13 protein-coding genes are annotated in these 18,882 nt (G+C 72.4%); 6 read left to right on the top strand and 7 right to left on the bottom strand.

Annotation, left to right across the window (positions count from 1 at the left end; all coding sequences use genetic code 11):
• The first annotated feature begins 15 nt into the window (after window positions 1-15).
• Window positions 16-288 carry a hypothetical protein gene (locus G4D85_RS37190; RefSeq protein WP_164018859.1) on the top strand — a complete coding sequence of 91 codons (273 nt, stop codon included), beginning with the start codon at window positions 16-18 and terminating at the stop codon, window positions 286-288.
• A 75-nt stretch (window positions 289-363) separates the two neighbouring features.
• On the opposite strand, the gene G4D85_RS37195 is transcribed toward G4D85_RS37190, so the two are convergent.
• Window positions 364-567, bottom strand: a complete 204-nt coding sequence (locus G4D85_RS37195; protein ID WP_164018860.1) for a YtxH domain-containing protein — start codon at window positions 565-567, stop codon at window positions 364-366.
• 94 nt (window positions 568-661) lie between these two features.
• Window positions 662-2,161, bottom strand: coding sequence for a hypothetical protein (locus tag G4D85_RS37200; RefSeq protein WP_164018861.1), 1,500 nt, complete (start codon window positions 2,159-2,161; stop codon window positions 662-664).
• Window positions 2,162-2,455: 294 nt separating this feature from the next.
• Here G4D85_RS37200 and G4D85_RS37205 point away from each other — a divergent pair, with 294 nt between their 5' ends.
• Window positions 2,456-3,859 (top strand): serine hydrolase domain-containing protein, encoded by a 1,404-nt coding sequence (locus G4D85_RS37205; protein ID WP_205525869.1) that lies wholly within the window; start codon window positions 2,456-2,458, stop codon window positions 3,857-3,859.
• Between the two features lie 12 nt (window positions 3,860-3,871).
• On the opposite strand, the gene G4D85_RS37210 is transcribed toward G4D85_RS37205, so the two are convergent.
• From G4D85_RS37210 to G4D85_RS37220, 3 genes are all read right to left on the bottom strand, one after another.
• Entirely contained in the window at window positions 3,872-5,320 is a 1,449-nt protein-coding gene (locus G4D85_RS37210; RefSeq protein WP_164018863.1) for a DUF6896 domain-containing protein, read from the bottom strand.
• A gap of 35 nt (window positions 5,321-5,355) precedes the next feature.
• Window positions 5,356-6,339, bottom strand: a complete 984-nt coding sequence (locus G4D85_RS37215; RefSeq protein WP_164018864.1) for an MBL fold metallo-hydrolase — start codon at window positions 6,337-6,339, stop codon at window positions 5,356-5,358.
• Window positions 6,340-6,584: 245 nt separating this feature from the next.
• On the bottom strand, window positions 6,585-9,764 hold the full coding sequence (locus G4D85_RS37220) for an ATP-binding protein (protein WP_164018865.1): 3,180 nt from the start codon (window positions 9,762-9,764) through the stop codon (window positions 6,585-6,587).
• A 476-nt stretch (window positions 9,765-10,240) separates the two neighbouring features.
• Here G4D85_RS37220 and G4D85_RS37225 point away from each other — a divergent pair, with 476 nt between their 5' ends.
• Together G4D85_RS37225 and G4D85_RS37230 are read left to right on the top strand one after the other, a co-directional pair.
• Window positions 10,241-11,167 (top strand): hypothetical protein, encoded by a 927-nt coding sequence (locus tag G4D85_RS37225; protein ID WP_164018866.1) that lies wholly within the window; start codon window positions 10,241-10,243, stop codon window positions 11,165-11,167.
• 42 nt (window positions 11,168-11,209) lie between these two features.
• Window positions 11,210-11,779 (top strand): YqgE/AlgH family protein, encoded by a 570-nt coding sequence (locus tag G4D85_RS37230; RefSeq protein ID WP_164018867.1) that lies wholly within the window; start codon window positions 11,210-11,212, stop codon window positions 11,777-11,779.
• 19 nt (window positions 11,780-11,798) lie between these two features.
• Here G4D85_RS37230 and G4D85_RS37235 read toward each other — a convergent pair whose 3' ends face one another.
• Window positions 11,799-12,824: a hypothetical protein gene (locus G4D85_RS37235; RefSeq protein WP_164018868.1), complete on the bottom strand. Its 1,026-nt coding sequence runs from the start codon at window positions 12,822-12,824 to the stop codon at window positions 11,799-11,801.
• A gap of 349 nt (window positions 12,825-13,173) precedes the next feature.
• Between G4D85_RS37235 and G4D85_RS37240 the strand changes: the two genes are divergently transcribed.
• The gene (locus tag G4D85_RS37240) at window positions 13,174-14,433 is read left to right on the top strand and encodes a hypothetical protein (protein ID WP_164018869.1); all 1,260 of its coding nucleotides are present in this window, start codon (window positions 13,174-13,176) and stop codon (window positions 14,431-14,433) included.
• 133 nt (window positions 14,434-14,566) lie between these two features.
• Window positions 14,567-16,114 carry a sensor histidine kinase gene (locus tag G4D85_RS37245; protein WP_240359725.1) on the top strand — a complete coding sequence of 516 codons (1,548 nt, stop codon included), beginning with the start codon at window positions 14,567-14,569 and terminating at the stop codon, window positions 16,112-16,114.
• Window positions 16,115-16,123: 9 nt separating this feature from the next.
• Here G4D85_RS37245 and G4D85_RS37250 read toward each other — a convergent pair whose 3' ends face one another.
• Window positions 16,124-18,871: an AAA family ATPase gene (locus G4D85_RS37250; protein ID WP_164018871.1), complete on the bottom strand. Its 2,748-nt coding sequence runs from the start codon at window positions 18,869-18,871 to the stop codon at window positions 16,124-16,126.
• Window positions 18,872-18,882 lie beyond the last annotated feature (11 nt).

Consider the following 18,882-nt stretch of genomic DNA (forward strand, 5'->3'; position numbering starts at 1 on the left):
GACTGAGAGGGACGCATGCAGGCAAGGAACTTCATCGGAAGCGCGCTGCTGGCCGCCGGAATGCTGGTGTCCGGGGGCGCCGCGGCAGCTGAAGCGAGCGAGCCGGGCCACCTCGCCCTGAGCGAGGAAGCACTGCCGGACCGCACGGTTCAGGACTTCGAGTACACGTACTACAGCGACCCTTCGATGACGGACGTCATCGGTGGCCAGGGCCGTTCCTCGGGCTCCTGGTTCCGCTGGGGCACCACGTCGTCCTACTACGACTACACTTCGGGCCCCTTCTACTGAGAGTGCCCCACCGGGACGCACCGCGGCCCGCTCCGGACACCTGCCGGGAGCGGGCCGCCGTGCCGCTGATGCGGGCTACTTGTCGGTAGCGTCCTCGATTTTGTCACCGGCCTCCTCGGCGGCGTCCTCCACCTTGTCGCCGGCCTTCTCCGCGGCGTCCTCGGTCTTCTCGGCGGCCTGCTCCGCGTCGCTCTCGGCGCTCTCGCGGGTGTTGCGGTGACAGCCCACGCCCAGCACCAGCGCGCCCAGGGCCACGGCCAGCAGCGTCTTCCTCTGCATGTGCTCCTCCTCGTGCATGGCGCCAGGGCCCGAGGCCCCGGCGCCGGAATGTGCGCGCGAAGATAGTCACGACCTCCCGGGTGCCAAGTGACCGCTACCGCGTCGCGCGCACCCGGGGCTCGGTGATGTCGTCGAACTTCGACGGGAAGTGGCTCAGGTCCGTGTCGGTGTTCTGGGCCACCGGGTTGTGGCAGCCGAAGCAGCCGGCCTTGTTCGCGTTGGAGAGACCCGAGCCGTTGGGGTCATACGCCGTGGAGCCCGTCTGGAGGTACGTCTCCAGCGTGGTGTTCGCGAGGTTGGGGAAGCCCACGGCCGTCTTTTCGGGCACGCCGGACTTGGGCTGCTGGAAGATGGAGATCCAGAAGTCCTCGTTGGGCGCCTGGGTGCCCTTCGTCCACAGCGTGCCGATGAGCTGGTAGTTCTTCCAGACGCCCGTGAGCTGCGGCCGCACCGTGGCGTTGAGGCACGACACGTTGCCTCCGCTGTTCGCGTTCGGGTCGTTCGTGGACGAGCCCACCACGGCGCAGTTGGCGTCGCTCACGCCCCCCGCGGGCAGCGCGTCGGTCCGACAGATGTTGACCTGCTCGAAGCCCGAGCCCTCATGCGGGTCCAGGTTGCACTGGGGGCTCGCCGGGGTGACGCCGCAGGTCTTCGAGGACATCACCCCCGCGGGCGCCGTCGCCGGGTTGAAGAACGACCACGGCGTCCCGAGCGGCGACTGCGTGTCGATGGGCGTGCTGGAGCCCGGAGCGCAGTCCGGCGTGTTCGCGACGTGCTCGAACGAGGCCCAGACCCACTCACCGTGCGTCGGCGTCTTCTGCACGAGGTGCAGCCCCACCAGCCCCAGGTTGGTGCCGGCGCAGTACATGACTCCGGCGGGGCAGTCGTTGGCGGGGAACTGCCTCCAGGCGCTCTTGATTTCGACGGAGCCCATGGCGGTGCCATCTCCCCACGGCAGCCAGAACTGCTGCGGGTTGTTGCAGTTCGTGAAGGGCGGGCTGCCCGCTGGCGGCTGGCAGAAGGCGTCGTAGTTCTGCTGCGTGTAGTAGCCGCTGCTGACCACCGCGTCATAGAACGGCTGGTTGAAGCGGAGGTCGTAGAGCACCATCTGCCCCGCGACGTCGATGAGCGCGTCCTGCCCCGCGCCGGCCTGCTTCTGGTCCAGCATGGCGACCTCGAGCGTCGTCTCGCCACCGGGGAACGCGCCGGGCGCGGACGAGCCGTTCGGCTTCAGCATGTTGTACCAGGGCGCATAGGACAGGAACCGGGGCTTGGTGGGCGTCACCGGGTCGTTCCCGTCCTCGACGATTTGCGTCAGGTAGAGGAACTGGTTCCACGCGAAGGTGTGGAAGTCGCAGAAGGACTGCTCGGGCAGCGGCACCTCGCCCAGAGGCTGCGGGTTGGCGACGCTGAGGCGCGTCCCGTTGCTGAAGATGCCGTCGCAGCGCACCTGGGGATTCGTGCCCGCGTCCGGCTGAGGCGCGGGCTCGACCGTATTGGAGTCCTTGCAGTGGACCAGGGAGGCCCCGAGGGTCGCCGCCACGAGGGTGGTCTTCAGGAGCTGCCGGGGACGGGAGCGCGACGGGAGTGGCATCGAGGGTCTCTCAGGAAAGAGGAGTCACGGGCCCGCGCCTGGGGGTACGCGGGCCCGTGAGCAGGGGTGGACGGGCGGGCGACGTTGCAGGGCGGATGCCATGGCCCGCCGGAGCCGCCGCCGCGGGTAAGCCCCGGGGATTCCATCGAGGCCTCGTGGCGCCTGCCGGGCCTTGCGTTGTGTGGGTACGCGGGTGCGTCCCGAGCGAACGGCGCTGGCACCTTCACGGGAATGCAGGACGGGCATCCGGTGTCGGTAGGGCCGGATGCCCGCCCACCCGAGGAGCTGGACACGATGAGACAGGCCCATCCAAGGTTGGCTGCCTTCCTGGTGCTGCTGGCAGCCCTGAGCGCGGGCGCAGCTCCGGCGACGGCGCTCCCGGCGCGACTGACTCCCGAGCAGGAAGCGGCCATCACCCGCGCCATCGAGGAAGAGCTGCGCGAGTCCGGCGCTCCCGGCGCGGCCGTCGCCGTGATTCAGGGCGGCGAGACGCTCTACCTCCGCACCTTCGGGGTGCGCAGCAGCGAGGAGCGCACGCCCGTCACGCCGGACACACTGTTCCGCCTGGGCTCCACCACGAAGATGCTCACCGCGCTGGCGACACTCGATGCGGCGGCGAAGGGTCGGCTCGGCCTGGACGTTCCGGTGCGCACGTACGTGAAGGACCTGAACCCGACGCTGGGGAAGGTGACGCCGCGCCAGCTCCTGTCGCACTCGGCGGGCATGCGCGAGGCGTCGCCCTCCGTGCAGTCGAAGGACGACGAGGCCCTGGGGCGGATGGTGCGAGGCTGGAAGGGCGACTACCTCTTCGCGCCTCCGGGCGACGTCTTCTCGTACAGCGGCCCCGGATACTGGCTGGCGGGGCTCGTGCTGGAGCGCGTCCACGGCAAGCCCTATGCGGACACGCTGCGCGAGACGCTGTTCCAGCCGCTCGGCATGGAGCGCAGCACGCTCCGCCCGCTGGAGGCCATCACCTCCGACTTCGCGCAGGGCCATGAAGAGAGCGGCAGTGAGCTGAAGGTCGTCCGTCCCATGGCGGAGAACACCGCGATGTACCCGGCGGGCTCGGCGTTCTCCTCTGCTCGCGAGCTGGCGCGCTTCGCTTCCATCGTGGTGCGGGGCGGCCTGGACGGGGAGCGCCGCGTGCTACCCGAGGCCGCCGTGCGGGACTTCTTCACCGCGCACGTCCCCCTGCCCGGAGCGGGGCCGGAGGAGGCGCGTTATGGCTTCGGCCTGGTGCGGCTCCGTCTCGGTGGCACGGAGGTCTTCGAGCATGGCGGCGTGCGCCGGGGGTATGGCTCGCACTTCCGCTTCCTGCCGGAGAAGCAGGGCGCGGTCATCCTGCTCACCAACAAGAACGGCGTCACGCTGCGGAAGTCACTCGACGTCATCTCCAAGGCGGTCTTCGGCCTGCCGGAGCAGCCCCCACCGCCCGCGGACGACCCGCCGCTCACCGCCGCCGAGGCGGAGCGCTACACCGGCACGTACCGCCACGCGGACCTCGTGAGCTTCGCGGTGGCCTGGGATGGGAAGCAGCTCGTGCTGACCCTGGACACCGCGAAGCCGCTCCAGCGAATGAAGCAGGACGGCTTCCGGACGGCGGACGGGCAGGAGCTGGTGTTCATCTTCAAGCCGGGACAGCCGAAGGCGCGCTACCTCCACATGGACCTGCTGACCGCGGTGCGCTCCGGACGGTAGGCGGAGCCAGCGTCAGTCCAGCGTCTCGGGAACGCGCGCCCCCGCCTGCTCCACCCACTTGCGCGCCTTCGTCAGCGCCTCATCGAGCCAGGCGGCCGCGTTCTCCTCCTCCACCTCGTCCCAGGTGAAGCCCGGGCCTTCCGAGACGTGAAGCGGGTGCTCCCGGCGCCAGCGGGCAGCCATGGCACGCGCCAGGTCCGAGCGGCTCCGGGACAGCGCCACCACCAGCGCCAGCGCCCCCGGCTCACGCTCCATTCCCTGGAGGGCCGCCGCCAGCTCGTGGTGACACCAGGGCCGGTCCAGCACGAAGAGCACGGCCGTGACGAGCTGCCGCGCGATGGGCGTGGTGGAGCGCAGCGCCAGGCGCACCAGCTCACGCGCGTGCTCGTGCGCATACTCCAGCGCGAGCAGCGCGAAGTCGCCGATGAACGGGTTGCCACCGTAGCCCTTCACCGGGTTCACCCGTGCGAAGGCGAGCATCGCTTCGAGGACGCGCTCCCGCTCGATTCCCCGCTTCAGCAGATAGTGCGCGGCGGCGTGCATGGAATAGGGGTGGTGCTCCGTGGGGGACAGCCGCTCCAGCGCGAGGCGCAGCACGGCGTCGCTCCCGGCGGCCCCTGGCATCCTGTCCAGCCGCTGCACGGCTTCCGCCGTCGCCGCGGACACCGGGCCATGCTCGATGACCCGCGTGCAGGCACGGACCTGCTCCTCGTCGGTGGAGAGCGACTCCAGGGCCGCGAGGGCGTCGCCCGCCGTCCAGGGACTCCCGGCTTGCGCGAGGAGCCAGTTCCGCCGGGACTGGCGCACCGCCTCGACCTTCGCCTGGAACACCTCCCCCCCCGGGCGAGACACCAGCGCCTCGAAGTCGCGCAGGTGCGCGAGGCACCGCGCGGTGGCCTCGTCGTTCGATAGGTCGAGCGCCGCCGCGCTCTCCGCGAGCGTCTCCAGCTCGGCGGGGAGCCGGAACACATTCTGTCGCTGGGGCCGTCCAAAGAGCCCCACCGCGCTCAGGTCATCGATGGCGGCCGCCAGGAGCGACGCGCCGGGCAGGAGCGCGCGGAGCCGGGCCTCGGGCAGCTCGGGCGCGGTGAGCGACTCGATTCGATGGGCGAAGAAGTACGCGTCGATGGACGCCCCCTCCTCGTCATGGAAGTCCACGTCGATCAGCTCGCCCGGGCCCTCGAAGCAGCAGCCGATGCCATGGAAGTTGTACCGCCAGCCCGCGTACCCCGGCACGTCGCCTTCATCCTCGTCGAGGCCGCGTCCGGTGATGCGCTCCTTCACCATCTGCGTCACCCAGCGCTGCCGGCTGACCTGCCGAAGCAGGCACAGCAGGAGCCAGCCATGCGCCACCGAGGGGACGTCGTCCTCCTGGAGTAGCTCCTGTGGCGTCGGCGCGGGCGCCTCCGACACCACGGCGCGCACCGCCGCCTCGAGCTTCCGTGCGACTTCGCCGTCCATCTCCGCTGCCTCCTCTCGTCCCGGCCCCGTGCGCGCTACCGCGCCTTCACGCAGCCCGGCGCGCTTCCGAAGAACTTCTCCCACGCGTCGCGGTCATGCGCGGGGAGGAATTGCAGCTCGGGGGCCAGCTCGTGGAGCTGGGACAGCCGGGCCACCTGGTCGCGCGCGGCCTCCGAGTCCGTGTCCGTGAAGAACTGGAGCAGCGTGCTCTTGGGCAGGCGCCGCTCCACCGACTCGACGAGGTTGACGGTGTCGCCCACGTGCACCAGCCGCCGCTCGGGTGAGAGGTTCACGAAGGTGGCGATGCTGCCCGGCGTGTGGCCGGGAATCCGCGCCACCACCACCGCGCCGTCCCCGAAGACGTCGAAGCTCTCGTCGAAGTTCTCATAGGGCCGGGGCTCGAAGGCCATGGCCGTCATGCGCCCCTCCACCGCCTGGGCGTGCTCGGGGAAGACCTCCTTGCGCGTCCGCCAGCCCTCGATGAGCGCCTTCTCCTCCGCCGGCAGCAGCACCGGCACCTGCCGCAGCTCCACCATGCCGCCCAGGTGGTCCAGGTGCGCGTGCGAGGGGATGAACCACTTCAGGCCCTCTGGCGTGGCGCCCACCTTCTGGAACGCCGCCGCCAGCGTGGACCTGTCACGTATCCCCTTCAGCGCCGACTCGTTGAAGAAGCGCGCGAGCGGGGGCCGCTGCTTCACCTCCTCGTGCACGTTCGGGCTGTAGCCCGCATCGATGAGCACGTCTCCCTGGGGATGCCGCACCAGCAGCCCGGAGGCCGTGTTCCGCCACGTGCCCGTGCGCGTGAGCCCCGCCGTGCCGAGCTGGCCCCAGACGTCGCTGCGCGACAGCTCCAGCCAGCACACCTCCACCTCGGGCAGGGCCTTCAAGTCCGGCACGGCCCGGGCATGCGCGGGCGCGGCAGGCAGCTCCGCCGTGAACAGCTTCACGCCGCCCGCGAGCAACCCCGCGACCAGGAACATCCCGAAGAGGCGGCCCCAACGAACCTTGAATCTCGCCATGCGCCGTGCTTACCACGCCCGGCGCGCGGGCTGCCCGGGGGGTGACGACCCGGCAGGGAGAGAAACGAACGAAGAGCGCGCGCAATGTGAGCGCGCCTCGTGCGGAGGATACGCAATGGCACCGCCCGGGCGATGGCCCACGCCCGGGGGAAGGTGCTCGTCCGGATAGGCGAGGCGGCTGGGGAGCGCTTGTCGCTGTAGCGACTGGAGAACGGCTGGTAGCCGCTGGACGCGCTCCCTTCAGCTCATGCCAGTACCGGGGGCGTGGTGCCTCCCTCGTCAGGCGTGAGCGGACCCAGCGCGTCTTCCAGGAAGCGCAGTGCCCCGCGCAGGTCGGAGGAGGCCGCCTCCGCCGGAGCCCTGCGCGCCCGGTCCATGCGCCGACGCGCCGCTTCCCGGAGCTGCCTTGCCCGCTCGCGGCCTTCCGGCAGGGCTCGCGCGTCGGCCACGTCCACCGCCGCACGTAGCAGCGCGCCCAGCTCGCGCAGCACCGGGTCGTCCCGCAGCTCCATCGCCCCCTCCAGCACCACGAAGCTCGCCTCCGCCGCCGCGGGGTCTCCCAGGAAGGCCTCCACCGCCGCGCGGTGGATGGCGAAGCGCAGCGCCTGGCCTCGCGACACCCGGCCCAGGCCGGACACGGCTTCCGACAGCCGCGCCCATGCCGCCTCCATCGCGCCCAGCGCCAGCTCCGCGCGGCCCAGCTCGCCCAGCGCCGTGCCCTCCAGGAGCCGCTGGCCCAGCTGCCGTCCCATGCGCCCCGCCGACAGCAGGTGCTCGCGCGCCTCCAGCGACCGGCCCTCCTCCAACAGGAAGCAGCCCAGGTTGAGGCGCGCCAGTGCGTGGCCCACCCGGTCTCCCACGCTGGCCGAGCGGGTCATCGCATCCTCCAGCAGCGCCAGCGCCTCGCGCGTACGCCCCGCCTCGCCAATGGCCACCGCGCAGTTGGTGAGGAAGCCCACTTCGAACGTCACGTCCCCCACGTCGCGGAACAGCGCCTGCGCCGAGCGCAGGTGGGGAATGGCCGCCTCCGCGCCACAGCGCGCCTGCTCCACCAGTCCCAGGTTGCCCACCGCGTACGCCTCCAGCCAGCGGTCGCCTTCCGAGGGCAGTTGCTGCGCCTCGAGCACCAGCGCCCAGGCGCGGGCCACCTCGCCCTCGTGGCGGGCGACGATGGACAGGTCCACCAGCACGCGCTTCTCCCCCGCCACCGTCCCCAGCACCCGCAGCGTGGAGCGCGCCCCTTCCAGGTCCTTCCGCGCCGCGTCCAGGTGCCCCGCCTCCAGCAGCACCCGGCCCCGCACCGCCAGCGCCTCGGCCACCAGCAGCGGGGAGACGGCGACGGTGCCCGCAATCGCCAGCGCCGAGTCCAGCCGCGCCAGCAGCAGACTCACCGGCCCGCGAGTGATGACCTCCGGCTCCAGCGCGACCAGCGCCTCCAGGGCCCGCTCCACGGAGCCCACCGTGGCCGGCATCACCAGCAGCGCGTTGTCACACGCGGCCAGGAGATTCTCCCGCTCCACTGCCAGCTGCCGCAGCGCCTCCGCGCCCCTGGCGCTGCGCACCCGCTCGCGCAGGCCCCGCGCCAGCGTGAGGTACCAGTCCGCATGTCGCTCCGCCAGCGTCTCCCCCCCGCGCAAATCCCTCAGCTTCGCGGCGGCGTACTGGCGGATGCTCTCGTACTGTCCCAGTCGCGGCTCCCCGTCCGGACCCTCCGCCTCCAGCACCCGCAGCAGCGACTTGGAGCGCAGCGACTCCAGCACCTCCAGCACGTCCGGCGCGTCGGGAGGCAGCGCCAGCACCACCTCCGCCGCCTCCAGCGTGAAGCCCCCGCGGAACACCGAGCACCGCGCCAGGGCCATCTGCTCGACGGGCTCCAGCAGGTTCCAGGACCAGTCGATGGCACCGCGCAGCGTGGCCTGCCGCGCGCTGGCGTCCCGCCGGCCTCCACGCAGCAGCTCGAAGCGGCGCGGCAGCCGCTCGCGGAGCTGGCTCACGCTCAACAGCCCCATGCGCGCCGCCGCCAGCTCCAGGGCCAGGGCAATGCCGTCCAACTGGCGCACGATGTCCGCGACGCGGGGCGCGTCATCCACCGTCAACTCGAAGTCGCCCCGGGCCTCCCTCGCGCGCTGGACGAACAGGCGCACCGCGTCCGAGCGGGCAATCTCCTCCAGCCGCACTTCGCCTGGCTCCGGCACCGCCAGGGGCGTCAAATCCAACAGGCGCTCGCCGGGCAGGCGCAGCGCCTCGCGCGAGGTGGTGACGAAGCGCGCGCGCGGGGCCAGCGCCATCCACCGCCCGAGCGTGGCCGGCACGTGCCGCACCGCCTGCTCCAGGTTGTCGAGGATGACCAGCACGTCCCCGCAGTCGCCCAGCGCGCGGCCCAGCCGCTCCACCGGCTCCGTGGGGTCGCCGTCCCGCCGCAGCGCCACGCCCAGCGCCTGGCCCACGGCATGGCAGAGCGCATCCGCCGTCTGCGCCTCCGCCAGCTCGCACAGCCAGACGCCGCCCTCCCACGCGCCCGACTCCAGCTCCAGCGCGCCGAAGTGCGAGGCCAGCCGCGTCTTGCCCATGCCCCCGGGTCCCAGCACCGTGACGAGCCGCGCACCGTCCGCGAGCCAGCGCCGCAGCGTGCTCAGCTCCGAGCTCCGGCCCACCAGCCCTTCCCGCGCCACCGGCACGTTTCCCTGCCTGTCACGCGGCGCCCTCGGCGCGCCGAAGCGCCGGTCCGACAGCGAGGCAGGCAGCACCTCCACCAGCGCCACCGCGTCGTCGATGCCCTTGAGGCGGAAGGAGCCCAGCGGGCGCACCGCGGTACGGCCCAGCACCTCCACGGAGGGCGCGGCCTGGGCCCAGGCAGTGCCGCTCACCAGCACCTGTCCGCCATGGCCCGCCGACGTCACCCGCGCCGCCACGTTCACCATGCGGCCCAGGTAGTCCGTCCGGCCCGTGCGCTCGTCGACGCGGCACTCGGCCTCGCCCACGTGCACGCCCATGCGCACGCGCAGCCCCCGGTGCAGCGGCCCGCGCGGCCCCGCCTCTTCCGCCGCCTCGGGGTACATGAGGAGCTCCGCCGGCCACGGCGCGCGCAGCAGCGCCTCCTGCGCCTCCAGGCACCAGCGCAGCGCCTCCAGCACCGTGGAGAACGCAATCATGAAGGAGTCGCCCTGCGTCTTCACCTCATAGCCGGAGCCGTCCTCGAGCAGCGAGCGCAGCACCCCGTCATGCACCTCCAATGCGGCGCGCATGCTCGCGCCACAGCGCTCCCACAGCCGGGTGGAGCCCTGCACGTCCGTGAAGACCAGCGCCACCGTGCCCTCGGGCGGCATGGCCCGTGACGTGTCTCCCGGAGCCGCCGACGCACGGCCCGGGAGGGCTCGCAGTGTGCCCGCCGAGGGAAGAGTCAGCCTTCGCAAAGCATCTCCCATCGCCCTCTCCCGCTGTGCCACTCGGGGACCCCGGAGCCAGACAGGCCCGTCTGCTGAAGGAGGATCTCACCACGCGAATTCCACGCCGCCCATCCTCGACGGAGACATGCTCGCAGCGATGACAGGGCGAGCATCAGGCAACGGACGGATGTGAAGCACAGCGTCCACCACGCCACGCGCCAGGTGCCCCGCGAGGCCAGGGGCGCGAAGCCCACGTTGCTGCACCGCGAGTCCCGCGACACCCATGCGCGTGGAACATCCATTCCGGGACGCCTGCGCACACACGCGTTCGCCGCCGCACGCATCGAGTGTCGGGCAACGGGAAGGCCCACGGTGCCCCCCACTTCCTTGGACACGCTCCGGATGCAACTTCTACGCTGGGAATCCCGCCGACATCGTGCCCGTGCTCCTCGCGTGGTCTTCCTGGACCTCGCCCACAGCGAGTCCGCCGGTGACGTCAAGGTTCCGAGGGGCCGATGAAATCGAGACTGTTCGAGAAGACTTGCCGTGTGCTCATCACCGCGCTGCTGTTCACCGGCGGCTGCGGGCCCGTGGAAGAGGAAGCGTCCCCTCCACCGCTGACGTACGGGGTGCAGGCCGAGCTGTCGGACAACGGGCTGTCCTTCAACGGCCTTTCGTTCAACGGGCTGTCCTTCAACGGCCTTTCGTTCAACGGGCTGTCCTTCAACGGCCTGTCCACGAGCAACTTCAACACGTGGTTCCAGGCGGACCCGGCGCTCGCCAGCGGGGTGATGCGCTACCTGGTCCGCTGCGCGGTGCCGGCGGGACAGACGCGCACGTACACGTCGTCCACCGGCCATCACTACGCGTGGGCCGGCGAGCTGGGACTGGCTCCAGCGTGGGCCTCCGGCGCGGCCCCCACGCTGTACGAGCAGCAGGTGGTGTCCGCGTGCCTGGCGGCGCACGCCAACCGGCTCGCGACGGAGGTGTCCATCTCCGTCCTGGGCCGGGACGCGGGGGGAGCGGCCATTCCCTATACGTCGGCGGAGCTGGCCTCGCACTCCCGGCGGGAGTCCTGCTTCTTCGGCAACGTCTTCACCGGGCAGGGCCTCTACGTGGGCACCGAGCGCGAGCCGCTGGGCCCCAACGAGAGCACCAGCCGGGCCTGCGGCGCCCTGCTCCACGGCGGCACCGAGGCCGCGACGCCCTGCGCGCCCCTGGTGCATGTGGGTGACTGCACGGCGTTCTGCACGCTGGACAGCAGCGGGCACTTCTTCTCGTCCTGCACCTACAACGGCACCACCTACCACCGGCCCCTCACCACCCGGCTGCGCGTCGAGGACATCCATAAATGCGGGGACACCCACTGCCAGGCCACGGAGCGGTGCGGGACCTCCTATCGATATGACAGCTGTGGACTGGACTGCGGTTCCTGCCCCTGAGTCCCGGGAGGTGCCTCCTCCCGGCCGGCTATAGTGGGCCGGGTGAAGGGGCTCGCCCGACGGCACCTCGTGGTCCTGCTCGCCTGTGCGTTGCTGATGCTCGTGGCCCTGCCGCGCATCATCGGCGGGCTCAAGGCGGATGAGGCTCCGTTCCGAGCGCCGGCACCGGGCCTCCTGCTGGTGGCGCGGCCGCACCGGGTGAGCGGCCTGTTCGACCAGACGGTGGTGCTCCTGCTGGAGACAGGCGGCGAGCGCACGTGGGGGCTCGTGCTCAACCGTGCGCGGCCCCGCCCGGCGGAGGTGCCGACGACGGGCGTGGACCGCTGGGGCGGCCCCGTGCATCCCGAGCACCGCATCACCCTGGCGCGCGGGGACACGGTCCCCGCGCAGGCCCGCCGCGTCTTCGAGGACCTGTCCTGGTACGAGGGCACGCGGGAGCCAGGCGCGTCCGGGGGCACGTCACTCACCTTCGCGGGCATGGCGGCCTGGGGCCCGGGCCAGCTCGAGGAGGAGCTGGCCCAGGGCGCGTGGTGGCTGGTGGAGGGCAGCACCCGCGCCGTGTTCACCGCGCCCGAGGCGTCATGGGCGGAGCACGCGGCGCGGCGACTGTGACGGCCGCCCCGCACCGGCCTCAGCCGCAGGTGCCGCAGTCCTCCTTGCAGGAGAGGAAGTCGTTCTTGTCCCCGCAGGACTCGGTGGGCTGGCAGATGCCGTCACCGCACTTGTAGAGGCTGCGCCGGTCCAGCCGCGTGGTGAGCGACGGGTAGGTGACACCGTTCCAGGTGCACGACGCATAGAAGGACTTCGACTCATCCATCACACAGTGTCGCGCGCACCGGCCAATGTAGACGAGCGGCGCGCAGCGGTGGCGGTTGAGCTCCAGCTCCTCGGGCGGGTCCTGCTCGCCGCCGTCGAGCTCCTCCGCCGCTTCGTCCTCCTTGTCACCCCGACTGGCCGCCACCGAGCAGGCCCGCGACGAGCTCTCGCGTGGCTTGAGCCGCCCCTTGTCGCGGCCCACGTAGACGCCCTCGCCACTGAAGAGGTTGCCGAAGAAGCAGGACTCCCTCCACTGGTACTGCTTCAGCTCCTCGTCCGTGACGGAGATGGCCACTCCATCCGCCCGGCGCCCGAGCACGGAGATGGGGACCCGCTGGTTGTACTTGTTCGCATGCGCGGCCAGGCAGGCGGAGACCACCTGCTGCTCGCGCACCGTCGCCGTCGCTCCGCCCGCCCACGCCGGAGCCAGGCCCAGCCCCCCCACCCAGCCATACGTGCGGCCTTCCGCCGTGTACGTGCGCACCTCCCCGGCCGGGACGGCGCAGTGGACCAGGTAGCGCATCACCCCGCTGGCGAGCGTCGGGTTCGACTGGAACCAGGAAGCGAAGGCGCTGCTCGACAGCCCGTTGAACGACAGCCCGTTGAACGACAGCCCGTTGAACGACAGGCCATTGAACGACAGCCCGTTCACGGAGAGGCCATTGTCGGTCTCCAGGGCCTGGGCCGTGTTCGCTGCTCCCGCCGACGTGTCGGCCGGCGCCCACACCCCGCGCTCCTCTGTCGGGCCGCAGCCCACCCCGAGCAGCAGCACCGCCAGGCACAGCCCCACTCCCGGCCCGACGCGGCGGCACCGGCGCTCTTCCATCCGTATGAGAGTCATCCGCTTCCTCGTGAGAGTCTTTGGGGACACCGGACGAGGCGCTCCGCCGCATCCGGAGGGGCGAACGGGGGCAGGAAGGAACGCGGAGAACCCCTCGCGAAAGAGATATCCCTCTTTCTCTCAACCCATAAGCCAACCAGCACCGAAGGCGGAGACCTCCCTCCATGGGCAACCTTCGACGCGTCGCTCGGCGGACACGGAGGTTCGACCTTCCGCCAGCAGTCCTCGCGTCCACGCCGTCGAGGGTCATCCTCCCGACAGAGTCTCCCTGCCGAGAGGCGGAAACAGCCGGAGCGCGGGAACGTGGCTTTCTTCACAGGCTTCGCCGTGGGAGCCTGCTTCTCCCCGCATGCGCCCTCCTCGCTCCGACTTCCCGACCCTCCTCGCCTCCGCGCTGCTGCTGGCTTCCGCGCTGCTGGCCCTTCCTTCCCACGCGCAGTCCAACACGCCGCTGGAAGACAACCGCATCATCACCGAGGGCTACATCCAGCTCGCGTACGAGCTGGGCGGCGTGCTGGACCCGACGCTCCAGCCCGGCGGCGTCAGCAGTGTCCGCCCCAACTGGTTCGTCTTCGCGCCGCACGCGTCGCGCACCGGAGGCGAGGGCATGCTCGGCACGGCCATCGCCCGGCGCATCATCAGTGCGGCCCGCGGGCAGCCGTCGCTGTCGGTGCTGCACGCCCTGCAGCGCGTGGGACTCACCGGCAGCCTGAGCCTCTCCGCGCAGCGGCTGGGGCTGGAGCTGGTGCTCTACGGGATTCCCCTCGACGCGGCCGCCTCGCTCGCCGCGCTGGCCACGGCCATGAACTGGGAGGCGCTCGCGGACCCGCGCACGCTGCTCACCACCGCGGCGCGCTTCGCCGCGCTCTACTGGAGCGCTCCCGGCTTCTTCCCGCTCGACAAGGCGGAGCGGCTGGTGGTGACGCTGGAGCGCACGCTGCACGAGGGCAACCTCGCCATCTACACCGACGTCGGGGGGGCCGGACGCCTCTACCTCGACTGGCGCCAGGGCGCGGGCGCGGTGACGCCGGAGCGCGTGCTGACGGAGTTCACGCTGACTGGCGCGGTGCCGGCCCAGGCGCGTCAGGCGTATGACTTCGCGGTGGCCCACGCGTACGACACGCCGCGCCCCTACCAGCTCCACCTCCTCTTCCCGGGCATGAACTGGAAGAGCCTGCTGGTGGCCGCCTTCGCCGTGTACGAGCAGGCCCGCCTCGCGCCCACTCCGGCCGCGCGCGACGCGCTCATCGCCATGGGCAACAACTACGTCGCCTGGCGCGAGCAGCACGACATGGCCCAGCCCGTCTTCACCCCCGCCTCGCCCCGCGCGGACGAGGTGTCCCGCCCGGCGCTGATGGAGACCCTCACCCCGCTGCTCACCACCGACTTCGGCACCATGACGTGGAGCTACGCGGACTATGCCTACAGCCAGGCGGACCGCGACGGCAATCCGCTCACCTCCCAGCCCACCGAGTACAGCTGGGCCGTCTTCTGGGACCGCTGGACGGGAATCCTGTATGCCTTTGACCAGGCCTATCTCCAGCCCGAGGCGCTCTGGGCCATGCCGGAGCCCGTGGTGGACCCCACCGCGCCCTCCACCTGGAACTAGCGCGATGGAAAGCCTCCGGCCCGAAGGTACCCGGGTGGAGTTGCCGACGCTCGAACGGTCCCCGGGGCCATCGGCTGTCGGCAATGGTCATTCGCTTGACGCCCCCCTGACGCGGGGACACCTTGCAGACGACATGAGCTCCGTGCCTCCTTCGGCGCCCGGCAGCCCGGTGGAGCCTCCCTCCACCGAGCGGTCGGCCCAGCCCGCAGCAGCAGCCGACGAGGCGGGCCTCTCCTCCGAGGCGCGGCTGTGCGTGCTGCGGGAGATGATGGACGAGGCCTTCTTCTCCCTGGACGCGCATGGGCGCATCCGCGAGCTGAACACGCGCGCCGCCACGCTGCTGGGCCTGCCCGCCGCCGCGCTCCTGGGCCAGGAGCCCTGGCGCGCGTGGCCCGAGCTGGCGGGCTCCGTGCTGCATGAGCGGCTGATGGCGGCGCTCACCACGCGCGAAGGAGGACGCTTCCTCGCGGAGCTGCCCTCGCGCGTCTGGCTGGAGGTGAATGTCCGCGCCGTGGGCGACGAGACGTGGGTGCTGGCCGCGGACATCACCCGCCGCCAGCAGGCCGAGGACGAGGTGGCGCGCACCGTGGAGCGCTTCCGCCAGCTCGGCGAGCGCTTCCAGGTGGCCCTGGAGTCCGCGCAGATGGCCGTCTGGGAGACGAACCTCGTCACCGGACACGTGTTCCGCTCCGAAGCGCATGACCGGCTCTACGGCTACCCCCAGCCGCTGGAGGAGTGGACACACGAGCGGTTCCTCGCCTCCATCCACCCGGAGGACCGGCCCGCGGTGGAGGCCCAGGTCGCCGCCATCTCCTCCGGGGGCGTGGACGCCTACGCCTCCACCTTCCGCACCCGCTGGCCGGACGGGACGTGGCACTGGCTCACCAGCCGCGCCACGGTGCTGCGCGACGCGGCGGGAGAGGTGGTGGTGGTGCGCGGAGCCATCCTCGACATCACCGCGCTGAAGGAGACGGAGGCCGCGCTCCAGGAGGCGGTGCGCACGCGCGACGACTTCCTGTCCCTGGCCAGCCACGAGCTGCGCACGCCGCTCACCTCGCTGCGCCTCCAGCTCCAGATGCTCCGGCGCATCGCGGACACCACGCCCGGAGAGCCGCTCGGCGCCGTGAAGGTGGCGGCGAAGCTGGACACCACCGAGCGCCAGCTCCGCAGGCTGGGCGCGCTGGTGGAAAACCTGCTGGACGTCAGCCGCATCCAGACGGGCAAGCTGGACTTCCAGTTCAGCGAAGGCGACCTGGCGGCGGTGGTGTCGGACCTCGTCGCGCGCTTCGCGGACGAAGCGCGGCAGGCGGGCGTGATTCTCAGTGCGCGGGTGGACGGGCCGGTGCACGGCCGCTTCGACCGGCTGCGCATGGAGCAGGTGGTGAACAACCTGCTGGTCAATGCCCTGCGCTACGGCGCGGGCACCCCCGTGCGCGTGTCGCTGACCCACGAGGAAGGCACCACCCGGCTGGTGGTGCGCGACGGAGGACCGGGCGTGCCGGAGACGGACCGCGAGCGCATCTTCGAGCGCTTCGCGCAGAACCACCATGCCTCGTACAAGGGCGGCCTGGGGCTGGGGCTCTACATCGTGCGGCAGATTGTCGAGGCGCACGGGGGCCGCGTCCACGTGGAGGACGCGCCCGGAGGCGGCGCGGCCTTCGTGGTGGACCTGCCGCTGTAGGGCCGCGGCTCAGGCCGCGTCGGGCTCGTCCCGGATGAAGGAGAAGCCCTCCGACGCGTCCAGCCGGTAGCCGGGGTCCTCGAACACCACCCGCGTGCCGGTGCCCTCCAGCAGCTCGCGCAGGTAGCTCACGTGGACGCGCAGCGAGTTGTCGTGCAGGCGTGGGTCATGGTCCGTGTCCCACATGGCGCGCACGCACTCCTCCTTCGACAGCGTGCGTCCCGGCTGCCGGGCCAGCGCGTACAGCAGCCGACGCGGGAGGGCCCGCTTCGCCAGGGACACGGTGCGCCCCGCGACACGCAGCTCGTGCTGGCGCGCGTCCACCACCACCGCGTCTGGCGCGCCAGCGGAGGCGTCCAGGCCGGGCCTCGGGTCCCCTGGCGCCGCCGCCGGGGATGGGGCCAGCGCGCGGGCCAGCTCCGGAATCAGCTCCGGGTCCACCTCGCCCTCCGCGGCTTCGCGCGCCGCGGCCTCCAGCGCCGCCTGGGCCTCCGCGCCCCGCTCGGCCCGCTGGTGGAGCAGGGCCCGCGACAGGTGGCCCAGCGCGCGCTCCAGCGCGAAGTCCTCTCCGCGCGCCAGCGGCTCCAGCGAGGCGAGCAGCCCCGTGACTCGCACGCTGTCGCCCTGCGCCGCGGCCTGGAGCGCGGCGAGCGCACGCTGACGTGCGGCCACTCCCGGGCGCACCTCGCGCGGCTCCACGGTGACGGGCAGCGCCACCTGCCGCTTCACGTCCGAGGCGCGCGCCACCTCCGCCGCGCGGGCCAGGCCGCTCGCGCCCCGGGCCCGGGCGTCGGACTCCACCACGTCCAGCAGCGCCAGCCCCTCCGCGCGCCGGCCCAGCTCCAGCAGCATGCGTCCGGCGGCGACGCGGGAGAGGTGACGGATGAAGAGGTAGCCCGCGTGCTCGGCCCGGGCCTCCGTCTCCCGCAGCTCGGCGAGCGCGGCCCGGCGCTCGCCCCGGTCCGCCCGGCACCACGCGGCGATGCAGTCCAGCTCCAGCGCCAGCCGGGGGGCGCCGAGCTGCCCCAGCCGCTCGCGCGCGTTCGACAGCGCGGTCTCCGCCTCCGTGAAGCGCCCCAGCCGGCTGAGGATGCCCGCGGACAGGGCCGTCACCATCGGCCCCCGCGAGTCGAGCGGCGTGCCCTCCAGCAGGGACATGCACCGGGCCAGCGGCTCCGCCAGCTCGCTGTCGCGGCCCTCAATCCAGAGCATCAGCACGCGGGCATACGCGCACCAGCCCAGCACCCGCCGGTCCTCCGACGCGGCCGCCGCGCCATCCACCATCTCCAGGGACTCGGCCATCCGGTCCTGGAAGAAGCGCAGCGCGGCCCAGGCCAGCAACTGCTGGAGGAAGACCTCCGGCGCGCGCGGCATGGGCATGGACCCGAGCGTCCGCTCACACGTGTCCAGCTCCAGCGAGAAGAGCGCCACGCGCACCAGCACCGTGCCCACGTCCTCCCGGAGCGCGTCGTCGCCGCCGGACGGCGCGGTCTCCAGCGAGGCGCGCAGCTCCCGCAGCTCCGTCAGGGCGTGACGCAGGTCGAGCAGGCGCACCAGCGCGCGCGCACGGGCCAGGCGCACCCCGGGCGGGCGCGGCTCCGCGGGCAGGGAGTCGAGCAAGGAGAGCAGCTCCGCGGCGGCACCGTGCCGCACCAGCGGCTCCGCCTGCTCGACGATGAAGGCCGCGCGCTCCGCGTCACGGCCGAGCGCCTGGAGGTGGCGGCACATCGCGCGCACGCGCACCACGGTGGGCAGGGGCTCGCGCGCGAGCAGCGCCAGCAGCGCCTCGTGCGCGGCGCGCACCTCGTCCGGATTGAGCAGCGACGTGAGCGCCTCGCGCACCAGGTCGTGGACGCCGTGCCGGCCCTGCGCGTCCGTCTCCACCAGCAGCCTCGCCGCCAGCCGCCGCAGCACGTCGCCAGAGCCACTCGCGGTAGCGCCACTCGCGGTAGCGCCACCCGTGGTAGCGCCACTCGCGGTAGCGCCACCCGTGGGCGAGTCACTCCCAGGTAGCACGCCCTGGAGCGCCCGCGCCGGCAGCGGCAGCTCGCTGAGCGCCAGCACCGCCGCCAGCCGTCTCTCATCCCCGGGCAGCGCCGCCAGCGCCGCGCGCACCGGCTCCTCGTCGCCCGCGTCATCGGCATGTGCGCGGCGCAGGAGGAAGGGCAGTCCCCGGGAGCGGGCCCACGCGGAGTCAAAGCCCTCGCGCGTGCCGTACAGCGAGTCCAGTTGCTCCCACAGGGCGCGGGCGGCGGGCTCCGGCAGGCCGTCCAGGCGAAGCTCGAAGCGGTCCGGGCTGGTGGTGCGTCGGGGCACCGCCTCGCGAGAGGTGGCCAGCAGCGCCCCCTGCCGCAGGCGCCCGCCCACCTCCTCCAGCAGCGCGGCGCGCTCCTCGGGCTTCAGTCCATGCAGGTCGTCCAGCACGCACAGCGCGCGGCGTGCCTCCAGTTCGCGCGCCAGGTCCTCCAGGCGTGACGCATCCGACAGGGCCTGCGCGACGGGGGCTTCGCGCAGCAGGCGGCGCACGTCGTCCACCACCGCGTCCAGCGTGTCACCGGGACGGATGCGGCGGTGCACGACGGGGCCCCGGTAGCGCGCGGCCACGGCCGCCGCCAGCGCGGACTTGCCTACACCGGGCAGGCCGTAGACGACGCCCGTCCGGACACGCCGCAGCATGCTGCCCAGGCGCTGCACCTCCTCGGCACGGCCCACGAAGACAGCGGGGGGCCCCAGGCCCTGACGAGACGACGTGTGCATTCCTGGACCAT

It is taken from the genome of Pyxidicoccus trucidator (assembly GCF_010894435.1).
Taxonomy (GTDB): Bacteria; Myxococcota; Myxococcia; order Myxococcales; family Myxococcaceae; genus Myxococcus; species Myxococcus trucidator.

Excerpts from the sequence above, each read along its gene's own strand:
- G4D85_RS37190 (WP_164018859.1), top strand. The coding sequence starts at position 16 with ATGCAGGCAAGGAACTTCATCGGAAGCGCGCTGCTGGCCGCCGGAATG.
- G4D85_RS37195 (WP_164018860.1), bottom strand. The coding sequence starts at position 567 with ATGCAGAGGAAGACGCTGCTGGCCGTGGCCCTGGGCGCGCTGGTGCTG.
- G4D85_RS37200 (WP_164018861.1), bottom strand. The coding sequence starts at position 2,161 with ATGCCACTCCCGTCGCGCTCCCGTCCCCGGCAGCTCCTGAAGACCACC.
- G4D85_RS37205 (WP_205525869.1), top strand. The coding sequence starts at position 2,456 with ATGAGACAGGCCCATCCAAGGTTGGCTGCCTTCCTGGTGCTGCTGGCA.
- G4D85_RS37210 (WP_164018863.1), bottom strand. The coding sequence starts at position 5,320 with ATGGACGGCGAAGTCGCACGGAAGCTCGAGGCGGCGGTGCGCGCCGTG.
- G4D85_RS37215 (WP_164018864.1), bottom strand. The coding sequence starts at position 6,339 with ATGGCGAGATTCAAGGTTCGTTGGGGCCGCCTCTTCGGGATGTTCCTG.
- G4D85_RS37220 (WP_164018865.1), bottom strand. The coding sequence starts at position 9,764 with ATGGGAGATGCTTTGCGAAGGCTGACTCTTCCCTCGGCGGGCACACTG.
- G4D85_RS37225 (WP_164018866.1), top strand. The coding sequence starts at position 10,241 with ATGAAATCGAGACTGTTCGAGAAGACTTGCCGTGTGCTCATCACCGCG.
- G4D85_RS37235 (WP_164018868.1), bottom strand. The coding sequence starts at position 12,824 with ATGACTCTCATACGGATGGAAGAGCGCCGGTGCCGCCGCGTCGGGCCG.
- G4D85_RS37240 (WP_164018869.1), top strand. The coding sequence starts at position 13,174 with ATGCGCCCTCCTCGCTCCGACTTCCCGACCCTCCTCGCCTCCGCGCTG.
- G4D85_RS37245 (WP_240359725.1), top strand. The coding sequence starts at position 14,567 with ATGAGCTCCGTGCCTCCTTCGGCGCCCGGCAGCCCGGTGGAGCCTCCC.
- G4D85_RS37250 (WP_164018871.1), bottom strand. The coding sequence starts at position 18,871 with ATGCACACGTCGTCTCGTCAGGGCCTGGGGCCCCCCGCTGTCTTCGTG.